Source organism: Mycobacterium sp. SMC-19 (assembly GCF_045310815.1).
In the GTDB taxonomy this organism is placed as follows: domain Bacteria; phylum Actinomycetota; class Actinomycetes; order Mycobacteriales; family Mycobacteriaceae; genus Mycobacterium.
Window position 1 is genome coordinate 267,734 of record NZ_JBJIAM010000005.1, and the last position, 13,206, is coordinate 280,939.

The window sequence follows — 13,206 nt, forward strand, 5'->3', positions numbered from 1 at the left end:
ATGTCAGGAATTGCGATGCCGGTCCATCAACGACACCTGGTGGTCGCGGACCGTGGCCCCCGCCTGCGGTTCGGCCGTCCACTGACCGTCTGGCCCGAGCTCCCAACAGCGGGTGGCCGGATCCATGGCGGAGTCGAACACATCGCCCAGTTGCGCGGTCAGCCGCGGGTTCTTCACTTGCACCATCACCTCGACCCGGCGGTCCAGATTGCGGTGCATCATGTCGGCGCTGCCGATCCAGAATTCGTCGATGGCGCGGAAGTGGATGATGCGGGAGTGTTCCAGGAATCGGCCGAGAATCGATCGGACGAGGATGTTTTCGGAGAAACCCTCGACCCCGGGGCGCAACGCGCAGATCCCGCGGACGAACAGCTCGACTCGGACTCCGGCGCGAGAGGCGCGGTAGAGCGCATCGATAACCTGCTCGTCGACCAGTGAGTTGAGCTTGAGCCGGATCCGGCCGTCGCCGGACTGGCGGTGTGCCGCGACCTCATGTTCGATGCGTTCAATGATCCCGGTCCGGACGCCGTGCGGGGCCACCAACAGGTTGCGGTAGGCGACTTTCCGCGAATAGCCGGTCAACGAATTGAACAGGTCGGTCAGGTCGGCGCCGATGTCCGGGTCGGCGGTCAGCAGTCCCACATCTTCGTAGAGGCGCGCGGTCTTGGAGTTGTAGTTACCGGTGCCGATATGGCAGTACCGCCGGATCGTCGATCCCTCGCGACGCACGACGAGGCAGACCTTGCAGTGGGTCTTCAGACCGATCAGTCCGTACACCACATGCACGCCGGCCTGCTCCAGCTTGCGGGCCCACTTGATGTTGGCCTGCTCGTCGAACCGGGCCTTGATCTCGACGAGTGCCACCACCTGCTTGCCGGCCTCGGCGGCATCGATCAGCGCGGTGACGATCGGTGAATCACCGGAGGTTCGGTAGAGCGTCTGCTTGATCGCCAGCACGCCCGGGTCGGCGGCCGCCTGTTCGATGAACCGTTGCACGCTGGTGGCGAACGAGTCGTACGGGTGATGTACCAGCACATCGCCTTCACGCAGGGTGGCGAAAATGCTTTTGGGGGTTTCCCGTTCGGCAAACGCCGGGTGAGTGGCCGGGACGAAGGTGCGGTCCTTGAGATCGGGCCGGTCCTGCCCGTAGACCTGCCACAGCGATGACAGGTCCAACAGGCCGGGCACCTCGATGACGTCACCGGGGTCCACGTCGAGTTCGCGCAGCAACAGCTCCAGCATGTGCTCGGTCATGTCGTCGGCGACCTCGAGGCGCACCGGTGACCCGAACCGGCGCCGCGCCAGCTCCCGCTCCAAGGCCTGCAACAGATCTTCGTCGCGGTCCTCTTCGACTTCGAAATCGGCGTTGCGGGTAATGCGGAACGCGTGATGCTCGACGATCTCCATGCCGGGGAACAACACCGGCAAGAATGCCGCGATCAGCTCCTCCATCGGCAGGAATCGGACCTCGCCGCGGCTGTCGCTGCTGCTGGCGCCGACATCGAGTTCGACGAAACGGTCGACGTTGTCGGGGACCTTGACCCGCGCGAAGTGACTTCCACCGTCCTCGGGACGTTTGACCGTCACCGCCAGGTTCAAGCTGAGCCCGCTGACGAAAGGGAAGGGGTGTGCCGGGTCGACCGCCAGCGGTGTCAGCACCGGGAACACCTGCTCGTGGAAGTACCCCGACAGCTGGTCGCGCTCGGTCGATTCCAGGTCGGCCCACGTGACGATGTGGATGCCTTCGGCGGCCAGCCCCGGGCGGACCGAGTCGAGGAACACCCGCGCATGGCTGGTGGCGATCTGCTGGGTCCGTTCGCCGATGCGGCGCAGTTGCTCACGGGGGGTCAGGCCGTCGGCCGAGCGCACGGACAGGCCCATCTCGTCGCGGCGTTTGAGGCCGGCGACCCGGACCATGTAGAACTCGTCCAGATTGGAGGCGAAGATCGCCAGAAACTTGGCCCGTTCCAACAGCGGCAATGAGGTGTCGGCGGCCAGAGCCAGCACTCGGGCGTTGAAGTCCAGCCAGCTCAGTTCGCGGTTGAGGTAGCGGTCGGCGGGTAGTTCGTCGTCGTCGCCGGCCGAAAGCGTCTCGGTGGCAGCGGGTGGTGCAGTCGGAGCGGCGTCGTGCGGACGCCAGTCGGTCGTGTCGCTACGCGTCTCGGTGAGTTCGCTGCCCTCGATTTCGTCCACCCCGAAATCATTGCTCATCCCGCGTGGTGCTGCCACCGGACTTGGCATGTGCGAGTGCACGGGCTGTTGCGGTACCGACTCCGAGCCGACGCGCTACCGCGAGATCTTCCGGGGTGTCGATGTCGCAGCGCAGGCCAGGCCAGGCTCCGGTCAGTTCCAGCGCGCCGGATTCCCGGTGTCGCGTAGATGAATTTCTGCCGAACCTCGGGTCCAGCGCGGTGCCGAACGCGAAGAGCGCCGCGGTGCCCATCCCATGCCGGTCAGCGACGAAGCTGCGCTGGTGTGTCCGCGCTGCGGCGATCGCCTCGTCGAGCTCGTAAGATTGCAAAGCCGGCAAATCGCCCTGCAGCACAACGATATTGGGCACCGATTCGGTTACTGCGGCTTCGGCAGCGGCGAGTGCGTTGTTCAGCGGGTCGCCGTGACCTTCTGGAGTCGGGTCCTCCAGCACCTCGGCTCCGAGCTCGGCGGCGGCTGCCGCGGCGGCCGCATCGGGAGTCACAACGGTGATGTGTTCGAGTCCGCGGGCGGCCACCGCCGCGCTGATGGTGTCCACCAGCATGGCCAGCACCACGGCCTCCCGCAGCGGTGCGGGAAAAGCCGGCGCCAGCCTGGTCTTGGCCACGCTGAGCCGCTTGACGGCGATGATCAGGCCGATGCCGGATACCTCGGCCTGTGCGGAGTTCACACCTCACATCCTGCCAGCGTCGGGCTGAACGTTCCGCGCGCTGGGTTCATAGCGGTGACCCGCTTCGCCCGGCTCCGCCGCGCTTGCGATCCCCGCTAGGGTGATGCGCTTATAGGGAGGTGGTGTGCGATGGCAGGCACCGAGGGCACGGTCGCGGTGATGGGCGCCGGCGCGTGGGGCACGGCGCTGGCCAAGGTGCTCGCCGACGCCGGTAGTGACGTCAGGCTCTGGGCACGCCGGCCCGATATCGCCGCGCAGATCAACGAGACCCGGCGCAACCCCGACTACCTGCCGGGCTTCGAGGTACCCGCCGCGGTGCGCGCCACCAGTGATCCGGCCGAGGCGCTGGACGGCTTGACCACCGTGGTGCTGGCTGTGCCGGCGCAGACGATGCGGGCGAATCTGCAGGCATGGACGCCGCACCTGACCGACAGCGCCACGCTGGTCAGCGTCGCCAAGGGCATCGAGCTGGGCACGCTGATGCGGATGAGCCAGGTGGTCGCCGCGGTGACGGGATTCGACCCCGGTCAGGTCGCGGTGGTGTCCGGTCCCAACCTGGCGGCGGAGATCGCCGCCGAACAGCCCGCAGCCACCGTCGTCGCCTGCACGGACTCCGGCCGGGCGGTGGCGCTGCAGCGGATGCTCAACACGGGCTATTTCCGGCCCTACACCAACTCCGACGTCGTCGGCACCGAGATCGGTGGGGCCTGCAAGAACGTCATCGCCCTGGCCTGCGGGATGGCGGCCGGGGTAGGGCTGGGTGAGAACACCGCGGCCGCCATCATCACCCGGGGCCTGGCCGAGATCATCCGTCTGGGAGTCGCGCTGGGCGCCAAGGGCGCCACCCTGGCCGGGCTGGCCGGAGTGGGCGACCTGGTGGCCACCTGCACATCGCCGCATTCGCGCAACCGCTCGTTCGGCGAGCGCCTCGGCCGCGGCGAGGCGATGCCGCCGGTGCCCGGGTCGGCGGGGTTGTTGAGCACCGCCGACGGTCACGTCGTCGAGGGCGTGACGTCGTGCCAGTCGGTGCTGGCCCTGGCCTTGAGCTACGACGTGGAGATGCCGCTGACCGACGCCGTGCACCGGGTCTGCCACAAGGGCTCGTCGGTCAACGAGGCGGTGGCACTGCTGCTGGGACGTCGCACCAAGCCGGAGTGAGCGGCCCCGGTAGCCTCTGGCGTGTGAATTCCCACGAACGCACCCGGGTGGCCGTAGTCTTCGGCGGCCGCAGCAGCGAGCACGCTATCTCGTGCGTCTCGGCGGGTAGCGTCCTGCGCAACCTGGATCCGCAACGCTTCGAGGTCGTCGCGGTCGGCATCACCCCGGAAGGGGCGTGGGTGCTCACCGACGGCAACCCCGACACGTTGGCGATCACCGACCGCCAGCTGCCGGCGGTCAGCTCGGCCTCCGGTGCGGAACTGGCGCTGGCGGCCGACCCACAGCGTGCCGGTCAGCTGGTCGCATTGTCGTCCGCGGGTTCCGCGGAGGTGCTGGCGTCGGTCGACGTGGTGTTTCCCGTGTTGCACGGCCCCTACGGCGAGGACGGCACCGTGCAGGGGCTGCTGGAGCTGGCCGGGGTGCCCTATGTGGGCGCCGGGGTGCTGGCCAGCGCGGCGGGCATGGACAAGGAGTTCACCAAGAAGCTACTGGCCGCCGAGGGTCTGCCGACCGGACCTTATGCCGTGTTGCGGCCGCGCCAGGAGACGCTGTCGATCGAGGATCGGGAGCGCTTGGGGCTCCCGTTGTTCGTCAAGCCGGCGCGCGGCGGGTCCTCGATCGGGGTCAGCCGGGTGATGTCCTACGACGAGCTTCCCGCCGCGATCGCCGAGGCGCGCCGGCACGACCCCAAGGTCATTGTCGAGGCCGCGATGATCGGGCGTGAAATCGAATGCGGCGTGTTGGAGTTCCCCGACGGCACGGTGGCCGCCAGCACCGTGGCGGAGATCCGGGTGGCCGGTGTGCGGGGCCGCGACGACTCCTTCTACGACTTCTCCACCAAGTACCTCGACGACGCTGCCGAACTCGACGTGCCCGCCAAGATCGACGACGAGGTCGCCGAAGCCGTGCAGCAATTGGCGATTCGGGCATTCGCCGCGCTGGACTGCCAGGGGCTGGCTCGGGTGGACTTCTTCCTGACCGACAGCGGACCGGTGATCAACGAGATCAACACCATGCCCGGATTCACCACCATCTCGATGTACCCGCGGATGTGGTCGGCCAGCGGTGTCGACTACCCGACGCTGCTGGCGACGATGGTCGACACCGCCCTGGCTCGCGGCGTGGGGCTCCGCTGACGCCGGCCTGCTAGCTAGCGCGCCGAGCGTGCACTGAGGGCGAAAAAGCAGCCAAATATTCAGTCTGATTGCACGCTCGGTGCGAATCGTCGGGGCCGGCGATCGCTAGCGCGGCGGGCCCGGTCTGATCGGTACGGCGTCGACGGTGCCGGCGATCAGATCCGACACCTCTTGAATCGGCGTAGGGCCCGATCCCGGCGGCAATGTCAGCGCCAGATAGACCTTCCGGTCGACCACATACCAGGTGGCGCGGTCGCCTTCGCGGACCTCGAACCACTGCACGTAATCGACCACCTGGAGCGGTGAACCCACCACGAAATCGGCCGGCCGGTCCAGCCCGCAGCGCAGCACCACGGCCTCGCCGTCGTCGGCGGTCCAGGCCGCCGCGCCCTCCGGTGCCGGTGCGGCGAGCTCGGCGCGCCGATAGTCGCCCAGCCGATCCGGTAGGGCGTCGAGGAGGGCACGGCAGTCTTCGCTGTCGGCGTGCGGGGCGGGCACCGTCGCGACCGGCACCGGTCCGGCCGGCCGTTTGCCCGGGTGGTGTCGCGCGGCGACGGTCAGTGCCGCGCCTACCGCGGCGACCGCGACCACCAGCGCGACGATCAACGCAAGTCGCGGCGGTCCGTCCGCGTCGTTCTCCGGATTGGTCACGCCCCGCCTACCGTTCTGATCACACCTACACTCCAGGCTGTGCGCGGTAACGAGCCCACGCTGGGTCAGCTTGGAGAGTTTCCCATGATCGACCGGCTGGTGGCCGGGCGACGTCAGCCCACCACCACCCAGCTGGGGCCAGGGGACGATGCGGCGGTGGTCCAGTGCGCCGACGGCCGGGCCGTGGTGTCCACCGACATGCTGGTGGAACGTCGGCATTTCCGGCTGGACTGGTCAACCCCACAGCAGGTCGGGCGCAAGGCGATCGCGCAGAACGCCGCCGATATCGAGGCGATGGGTGCACGCCCCACCGCGTTCGTCGTCGGCTTCGGCGCCCCAGCCCACACTTCCGCCGCCGATGCCGCGGCCCTGGCCGACGGGATGTGGGCTGAGGCGGAGCGACTGGGGGCGGGCGTGGTCGGCGGCGACCTGGTCCAGGCCGACTGCTGGGTGGTGTCGGTGACGGTACTGGGGGACCTAGGTGGTCGGGCGGCGGTGCTGCGGTCCGGGGCGCGGGCTGGGGCGACGCTGGCGGTGGCCGGGGACCTGGGCCGCTCGGCCGCGGGACTGCGGCTGTGGCGTGACGGTGTGGGCTCAGCAGAATTCGCGGAGCTCAGGCATCGGCACCTGGTGCCCGAACCGCCGTACGGGCAGGGCGCGGCGGCCGCCGATGCCGGGGCACAGGCGATGACGGACGTCTCCGACGGCCTGATCGCCGATCTGGGGCACCTGGCCGCGGCGTCGCAGGTGACGTTGGACGTGTCCACAGCGGCGCTGGCGCCCGATTATCGTGCCCTGGCGCCCGCGGCCGCTGCGGTCGGTGCCGACGCGTGGTCGTGGGTTCTGGGCGGGGGAGAAGACCACGCCTTCGTCGCCGCGTTTCCCGGTGCGGTGCCGGCCGGTTGGCGGGCCATCGGACAGGTACGGGCGGGGCCGGCACGGGTGCTGGTCGACGGGGCGGGGTGGGACGGGGAGGCGGGCTGGCAGTCGTTTGATTCCGGCGCCCCATTACGTTGAGACACCATGACTGCGCGTCCACTTCCTGAACTTGTCGAAAGCGGTTGGGCCAGTGCGCTGGCGCCGGTGACCGATCATGTCGCCGCGCTGGGGCAGTTTCTGCGCGAGGAGACGACGTCCGGCCACGGCTATCTGCCCGAAGGGCAGAACATCTTGCGTGCCTTCACGTTTCCGTTCGACAACGTCAGGGTGTTGATCGTCGGACAGGACCCGTATCCGACGCCCGGGCACGCGGTGGGCCTGAGCTTCTCGGTCGCCCCGGATGTTCGGCCGCTGCCGCGCAGTCTGGAGAACATCTTCACCGAGTACACCGCGGATCTGGGCTATCCCAAGCCGTCCAACGGCGATCTGTCCGCCTGGGCACAGCGGGGTGTGCTGCTGCTCAACAGGGTGCTCACCGTGCGGCCGGGTACGCCGGCCTCACATCGCGGCAAGGGCTGGGAGGCCGTCACCGAATGTGCGATCCGCGCGTTGATGGCCCGCAGTCAGCCGATGGTGGCGATCCTGTGGGGACGTGACGCGGGGACGCTCAAGCCGATGCTGTCCGACCACTGCGTCGCGATCGAATCACCGCACCCGTCGCCACTGTCTGCGTCGCGCGGCTTCTTCGGATCTCGGCCGTTCAGCCGCGCCAACGAGTTGCTGACGCAGATGGGTGCCGAGCCGATCGACTGGCGACTGGAGTAGCGCGGCTCAGGCGGTCGCGCACACTCGCCGAGGAGGCAGGGGTGTCCTGCGCTCTCGGCGAGAAAAGAGCGGACTTAGCCGCGGACGACCTTGCCGGCCTTGATGCACGAGGTGCAGGCGTTCAGGCGCTGCTTGTTACCGCCGGGACGCGCGGCGTGCACGACCTGGATGTTCGGGTCCCACCGACGGCTGGTCCGACGGTGCGAGTGGGACACCGACTTACCGAAGCCGGGGCCCTTTCCGCAGATATCGCACACGGCAGCCATATGTGACACTCCTCAAAACGTCTGCTTGAGGGCCAACGACCTCAGCGGGTGGCCCGACAACCTGATCAGGATACCCGCCAGGCGGGGCAACCACCAAAACGCCCCATCGCGGCCGGACGGACGTGACCTGTGCTGTCGCCCGGAGTGATTAGGCTTGCAGCCACCGGAGGTGGCGGCAGGAAGGTGGGCGCAGGTGGGCAACCCCGATCGTCGGCTGGATGCGGCGACCTTGCGGGACTGGGCGCACACCGCCGTCGGCGACCTGATCACCCATACCGACGAGATCAACCGGCTCAATGTCTTCCCGGTCGCCGATTCCGACACCGGAACAAACATGCTGTTCACCATGCGTTCGGCCCTGGCCGAGGCCAACACCGAGGCCGCCTCGGGTGAGGTGGGCCGGGTCGCGGCCGCACTGTCGTCCGGGGCGCTGCACGGCGCACGCGGAAACTCCGGGGTGATCCTGTCGCAGATCCTGCGTGGCCTGGCCGATGTGACGGCCCCAAGCAACCCTGATACCGCAGTCAGTGCCATCGACTCCACCTTGCTCGGCGCCGGTCTGCGCCACGGGGTCGAACTGGTGGTCACCTCAATGGGCGGTCGCGAGGTCCCGGGCACCATCGTGTCGGTGCTGCAGGCTGCCGCTGCGGCCGTCGAAGAGTGCGCGGAGCAGGGAGCCGAGTTGGGTCCGGCGCTGGTGGCCGGCACCGATGCAGCCGCGGCGGCACTGGAGGCGACCACCGCGCAGCTCGACGTGCTCGCCGAGGCCGGGGTGGTGGACGCGGGCGGCCGCGGCCTGCTGGTGCTGCTCGACGCCCTGCGCTCCACGATCACCGGGCAGGCGCCCGTGCGGGAGACATACCAGCCCGCGCCGTGCCCGCGGCCGCCCGAAGCGGGCACCGAGGCTCCCGCGCCGCAGTTCGAGGTGATGTACCTACTCGGCGAGTGCGGTCCCGAAGACACCGAAGCCCTGCGCGAGAGGCTGAACCAGCTCGGAGAATCGGTGGCAATCGCCACCTCAGGCGTGGTCGGCGGATATTCGGTGCACGTGCACACCGATGACGCGGGTGCCGCTGTGGAAGCGGGCCTGGCCTTCGGCCGGCCGCGACGGATCCAGATCTCGGCCCTGGCCGGGGCCACCGGCCCGTCCCCGGGCAGCTGGGCGCGGGAGCGTGCGGTGCTGGCCGTGGTCGACGGCGACGGCGCCGAGGCGTTGTTCGACTCCGAAGGCGCCTGCGTGCTGCGGCCCGACCCGCACAGTGCCGAGCCGGTCATGATGGTCACCGCCCAGCAGCTGTTGCGGGCGGTGGTAGACACCGGTGCAGCGCAGGTGATGCTGCTGCCCAACGGTTATGTCGCCGCCGAGGAGCTGGTGGCGGGTTGTACGGCGGCCATCGGCTGGGGCATCGACGTGGTACCGGTGCCGACCGGCTCCATGGTGCAGGGGCTGTCCGCGTTGGCGGTCCACGACCCTGGCCGTCCGGTGGTCGATGACGGCTACACGATGGCCCGAGCCGCCGGCAGCACCCGGCTCGGATCGGTCCGGGTGGCCACCGAACAGGCGCTGACCTGGGCCGGATCCTGCCGGCCCGGCGACGGTCTGGGTATCGCCGGAGACGAGGTGCTGATCGTGGCCCGCGATGTCGGTGCGGCGGCGATCGGCCTGATCGATCTGTTGTTGGCGGCCGGCGGTGAGCTGGTGACGGTGCTGTTCGGGGCCGGTTTCGACGGTGACGTCATGGACGTCTTGGCCCGGCACGTGCATGACCAGCACCCGGGAACCGAACTGGCGACCTACTTCACCGGCCATCGGGGGGACGCACTGCTGATCGGGGTCGAGTAGCGATGGTGACGCTGGCTGACCGGCTGGATTTCATCGTCGGCTCGGACGCCGCCGACAAACTCGACGAATGCTTCGGCATCCGCACCGTCGGAGACCTGCTGCGGCACTACCCGCGCAGCTACGTCGAAGGCACCGGGGTGCGCGGCGCGGCGGACAGTCGCCCCGCCGAAGGCGACCACATCACCATCGTCGACACCATTAGTTCAGCGGTGCTCAAAGACATGCAGCGGCGCAACGGCAAATACCTCGCTGTCACCGTCGGTAGCGGCCGAAACAAGGTCAGTGCGACGTTCTTCAACCCCAAAGGCCTGCGCTGGCGGTTGACCCCCGGCACCCGGGTGATGCTGTCCGGGGAGGTCAAGCTGTTTCGGGGTGCGATCCAGCTCACCCATCCGGACTTCCTGGTACTCAAGGAAGCCGACGACGCCGCGCAGGAACGCAACTTCGGCAGCAGTTCGCTGCGCAACATCGCCGATGCATCGCAAAAGGTCAGCGGGCAGGTCAACCAGTCCGACTTCGAGCGCAGCTGCTACCCGATCTACCCGGCGACCGCGAAACTGCAGAGCTGGGACATCTTCGCCTGCGTGCGGCAGGTGCTCGACATGCTCGATCCGGTTCCGGACCCGCTGCCGACCGCGGTGCGCACCGAACGGGGCCTGCTCGGCGAAGACGAAGCGCTGCGCGCGATCCATCTGTCGGAGAACGCCGCCGAACGGGACCGCGCCCGGGCTCGGCTGGCCGTAGACGAAGCGTTCGGTCTGCAGTGGGCGTTGGCGATGCGCCGCAACGGTGAACTGTCCGAATCCGGGTCGCCGGCACCGCGCCGCGACGACGGGATGGTCGCAGAACTGCTTCGGCGGCTGCCGTTTGAGCTGACCACCGGACAACGCGACGTGCTCGGCGTGCTCGAAGGCGAACTGGCCGCCAGCCGCCCGATGAATCGGCTGCTGCAGGGCGAGGTCGGCTCGGGCAAGACGATCGTCGCGCTGCTGGCGATGCTGCAGCTGGTCGATGCCGGCTATCAGTGCGCCCTGTTGGCGCCCACCGAAGTCCTTGCCGCCCAACACGCCCGATCGATACGCGACATGCTCGGGCCGCTGGCGCTCGGCGGTCAGCTGGGCGGGGCCGACAATGCCACTGCGGTGGCGCTGCTCACCGGCTCGATGTCCGCGGCCGCCAAGAAGCAGGCTCGCGCCGAGATCGCCAGCGGCCGGGCCGGCATCGCCGTGGGCACGCACGCCCTGCTGGTCGATGCGGTCGAATTCGACAACCTGGGCATGGTGGTCGTCGACGAGCAACATCGATTCGGCGTCGAGCAGCGAGATCAGTTGCGCGCCAAAGCCCCCGAGGGCATCACTCCGCACCTGCTGGTGATGACCGCCACTCCGATTCCGCGCACGGTGGCGCTCACCGTATACGGCGATCTGGAGACCTCCACGTTGCGCGAGCTGCCCCGCGGCCGCCAGCCGATCGCGAGTTCGGTGATCTTCGTCAAGGAGCAACCGACCTGGCTGGATCGGGCTTGGGCGCGGATCCGCGAGGAGGTGACGGCCGGACGGCAGGCCTACGTGGTGGCACCCCGCATCGACGAGACCGACGAGCCGAGCAAACCCGGTTCAGCAGATGAGGGCGGCCGAACCTCGGCCACCGCGGTGGGGTTGTTCGATCAGCTGCGGGCCGGGCCGCTGTCGGGGCTGCGGCTGGGCTTGATGCACGGGCGGCTGACCGGGGACGAGAAGGACGCGGTGATGACGGCGTTCCGCAGCGGTGCGGTCGATGTGCTGGTCTGCACCACGGTCATCGAGGTCGGTGTCGACGTACCCAATGCCACCGTCATGCTGATCGCCGACGCCGACTGGTTCGGAATCAGCCAGCTGCACCAGCTTCGCGGCCGGATCGGCCGCGGCGAGCACGCCAGCCTCTGCCTGCTGGCGACCTCCAGCGGTCCGGGGTCCAAGGCGGGTCAGCGCCTGAAGGCCGTCGCCGGAACCCTGGACGGATTCGCCCTGGCCGATCTGGATCTGGCCGAGCGTGGTGAGGGAGATGTGTTGGGCCGCAACCAGTCCGGTTGGCGAGGCGGCCTCAAACTGCTCTCGCTGGCCGACCACGGCGAAGTGATCGAGGCGGCCCGGTCGTGGTGCAACAAGGCTTGGGAAACCCACCCGGATGATCCCGGATTGGCCACGCTCGCCGCGCATTTCACCGACATCGACTACCTGGACAAATCATGACCGGTCGTAAAACCCTGTTGTGGCTGGCCGTGGTGGCGGTGCTGGCCGTGGTCGTCGCCTACCAGACGGTGTCGGCCGTAGGTAGGAGCAGCCGTGCCCTGGCAGCGCAGGCCGGCATGCCCACGGTGGCGCCCGGCACCGACGTCCTGGCCGGCATCACCGTGGTTCCAGCCCGCACCCACCGCTACGACTACCGCCGCCCGCTGTTCGGCGATGCCTGGGATGACGACAACGATGCGCCGGGCGGGCACAACGGCTGTGACACCCGCAACGACATCCTCAACCGGGATCTGGTGGACATCACGCACGTGTCGACCAAACGCTGCGCCGACGCGGTCGCCACCGGAACCCTGCACGACCCCTACACCAACGCCGTCGTCGCCTTCACCCGCGGCGCGAAGATCGGTGAGGCGGTGCAGATCGACCACATCGTGCCGCTGGCCTACGCCTGGGACATGGGGGCCTCCGCCTGGCCCTATCGCCAGCGGTTGCGCTTCGCCAACGACCCCGCCAACCTGCTGGCGGTCGCCGGGCAGGGCAACCAGGACAAGGGCGACGCGGGGCCCGGGCAGTGGATGCCGCCCAATAAATCGTTCGCGTGCCAGTACGCCGTCGCCTACATTTCGGTCCTGCGGGGCTACGCGTTGCGTCTCGATCAGCCGTCAGCCGACGTGCTGCGTGCGGCAGCGGCCACCTGCCCGACCGGATAGGGGAGCCGATGATGATCGACCACTGGCGAACCACGCCCACGCTGCCCGGCGAGCATGTGCTGCTGCGGCCGACCGTGCTCGCCGATGTCGGCGGCCTGGCCCGCGCGTTCGACACCGAGTGCACCCGGTACTTCCTCTACGGCCAGCACTCCGAGCCGCCCACCGAAGCCTCGGTGTCCGCGGCACTGGCTTCCGACCACCAGGTGCTGACTCAGGTCGAGGCCGGCACCGGCGAGATCATCGGGACGACATCGCTGTACGACATGAGCGGGGTGGACCGCCGGCTGACGGTGGGCAGCACCTGGTTGGCTCAGCGGGTCCGCGGGTCGGCGGTCAACTCCGAATCGAAACTGCTGCTGCTCGACCACTGCTTCGGCGCCCTGGGCGCGGGGCGGGTGCAGTTCAACGTCGACAACCTCAATGAGCGCTCGCAGCGCGCGGTGCAGGCCATCGGCGCCACCCGGGAGGGTGAGCTGCGCAACCACGCCCGGCGCCGCGACGGATCCTGGCGCACCACGATCATCTACTCGGTGATCGGGCAGGAGTGGCCGCAAGCGCGGGCCCGGTTGGTAGAGCGCATCAACCGGGTGTCGGCGCGCTGACCCGCGTGTGCGGATCGGCTCGGA

General features: G+C 68.9%; 12 protein-coding genes. 8 read left to right on the plus strand and 4 right to left on the minus strand.

The features are described from left to right. Positions 1–3 precede the first annotated feature (3 nt). Together ACJH5R_RS13510 and cofC are read right to left on the minus strand one after the other, a co-directional pair. Positions 4–2,211, minus strand: a complete 2,208-nt coding sequence (locus ACJH5R_RS13510) for an RNA degradosome polyphosphate kinase (RefSeq protein WP_406757618.1) — start codon at positions 2,209–2,211, stop codon at positions 4–6. After that, positions 2,201–2,881 carry a 2-phospho-L-lactate guanylyltransferase gene (gene cofC, locus ACJH5R_RS13515; protein WP_406757390.1) on the minus strand — a complete coding sequence of 227 codons (681 nt, stop codon included), beginning with the start codon at positions 2,879–2,881 and terminating at the stop codon, positions 2,201–2,203. Before cofC ends, ACJH5R_RS13510 begins: the two co-directional genes overlap by 11 nt. 129 nt (positions 2,882–3,010) lie before the next feature. On the opposite strand from cofC, the gene ACJH5R_RS13520 reads away from it, so the two are divergent. Beyond that, positions 3,011–4,039 (plus strand): NAD(P)H-dependent glycerol-3-phosphate dehydrogenase, encoded by a 1,029-nt coding sequence (locus ACJH5R_RS13520; RefSeq protein WP_406757389.1) that lies wholly within the window; start codon positions 3,011–3,013, stop codon positions 4,037–4,039. Between the two features lie 23 nt (positions 4,040–4,062). Beyond that, positions 4,063–5,175: a D-alanine--D-alanine ligase family protein gene (locus ACJH5R_RS13525; protein WP_406782140.1), complete on the plus strand. Its 1,113-nt coding sequence runs from the start codon at positions 4,063–4,065 to the stop codon at positions 5,173–5,175. Positions 5,176–5,280: 105 nt separating this feature from the next. Here ACJH5R_RS13525 and ACJH5R_RS13530 read toward each other — a convergent pair whose 3' ends face one another. Beyond that, positions 5,281–5,826, minus strand: a complete 546-nt coding sequence (locus ACJH5R_RS13530; RefSeq protein ID WP_406782141.1) for a DUF3515 domain-containing protein — start codon at positions 5,824–5,826, stop codon at positions 5,281–5,283. A gap of 39 nt (positions 5,827–5,865) precedes the next feature. On the opposite strand from ACJH5R_RS13530, the gene ACJH5R_RS13535 reads away from it, so the two are divergent. Together ACJH5R_RS13535 and ACJH5R_RS13540 are read left to right on the plus strand one after the other, a co-directional pair. Beyond that, positions 5,866–6,843: a thiamine-phosphate kinase gene (locus ACJH5R_RS13535; protein ID WP_406757386.1), complete on the plus strand. Its 978-nt coding sequence runs from the start codon at positions 5,866–5,868 to the stop codon at positions 6,841–6,843. A 6-nt stretch (positions 6,844–6,849) separates the two neighbouring features. After that, complete coding sequence (locus ACJH5R_RS13540) at positions 6,850–7,530, plus strand: uracil-DNA glycosylase (protein ID WP_406757385.1); 681 nt, start codon at positions 6,850–6,852, stop codon at positions 7,528–7,530. Between the two features lie 74 nt (positions 7,531–7,604). Here ACJH5R_RS13540 and rpmB read toward each other — a convergent pair whose 3' ends face one another. After that, positions 7,605–7,796: a 50S ribosomal protein L28 gene (gene rpmB, locus ACJH5R_RS13545; protein ID WP_024443272.1), complete on the minus strand. Its 192-nt coding sequence runs from the start codon at positions 7,794–7,796 to the stop codon at positions 7,605–7,607. 193 nt (positions 7,797–7,989) lie between these two features. Here rpmB and ACJH5R_RS13550 point away from each other — a divergent pair, with 193 nt between their 5' ends. Genes ACJH5R_RS13550 through ACJH5R_RS13565 form a run of 4 tightly spaced genes read left to right on the plus strand, consistent with a single transcriptional unit; the run spans position 7,990 to position 13,182 of the window. Next, positions 7,990–9,639 (plus strand): DAK2 domain-containing protein, encoded by a 1,650-nt coding sequence (locus ACJH5R_RS13550; protein ID WP_406757384.1) that lies wholly within the window; start codon positions 7,990–7,992, stop codon positions 9,637–9,639. A gap of 2 nt (positions 9,640–9,641) precedes the next feature. Next, the gene (gene recG / locus ACJH5R_RS13555; protein ID WP_406782142.1) at positions 9,642–11,870 is read left to right on the plus strand and encodes an ATP-dependent DNA helicase RecG; all 2,229 of its coding nucleotides are present in this window, start codon (positions 9,642–9,644) and stop codon (positions 11,868–11,870) included. Further along, the gene (locus ACJH5R_RS13560) at positions 11,867–12,580 is read left to right on the plus strand and encodes an HNH endonuclease family protein (RefSeq protein ID WP_406757382.1); all 714 of its coding nucleotides are present in this window, start codon (positions 11,867–11,869) and stop codon (positions 12,578–12,580) included. The genes recG and ACJH5R_RS13560 overlap by 4 nt, the downstream gene beginning before the upstream one ends. An 8-nt stretch (positions 12,581–12,588) precedes the next feature. Beyond that, positions 12,589–13,182, plus strand: coding sequence for a GNAT family N-acetyltransferase (locus ACJH5R_RS13565; RefSeq protein ID WP_406782143.1), 594 nt, complete (start codon positions 12,589–12,591; stop codon positions 13,180–13,182). The last annotated feature ends 24 nt before the right edge of the window (positions 13,183–13,206 follow it).